Raw genomic sequence first — 549 nt, forward strand, 5'->3', positions numbered from 1 at the left:
TCGTCGGTGGCGGAGCGGTACTCGGCCCGCCCCGCGTCCTTGAGGTAGGCGTGCTCGGGGCCGACGCCCGGGTAGTCGAGCCCGGCGGAGATCGAGTACGGCTCGGTGATCTGCCCGTCGTCGTCCTGGAGGACGTAGGAGCGGGAGCCGTGCAGGATGCCGGGGTCACCGACGCTCAGCGTGGCGGCGTGCTCACCGCTGTCGATGCCGTGCCCCGCGGGCTCCACGCCCACCAGGCGCACGCCCTCGTCCGGGAGGAACGCGTGGAAGAGGCCGATCGCGTTCGAGCCCCCGCCGACGCAGGCCACGGCGGCGTCCGGCAGCCGCCCGACGCGCTCCAGGAGCTGGCGCCGGGCCTCGACGCCGATGACCCGGTGGAAGTCGCGGACCAGCGCCGGGAAGGGGTGCGGCCCGGCGACGGTGCCGAACAGGTAGTGGGTGCGGTCCACGTTGGCCACCCAGTCGCGGAACGCCTCGTTGATGGCGTCCTTGAGGGTGCGGCTGCCGGACTTCACGGCCACGACGTCGGCGCCGAGCATCCGCATCCGG

Annotated in this window: 1 protein-coding gene; it reads right to left on the minus strand. The window is 74.0% G+C overall.

Going from position 1 to position 549, the window contains the following annotated elements:
* Window positions 1–549, minus strand: a 549-nt coding sequence (locus KUM32_RS40595) for a pyridoxal-phosphate dependent enzyme (RefSeq protein ID WP_217146698.1), incomplete at both ends; no start/stop codon positions are given.

The sequence above is a fragment of the Streptomyces sp. AC627_RSS907 genome (genome assembly GCF_019049165.1).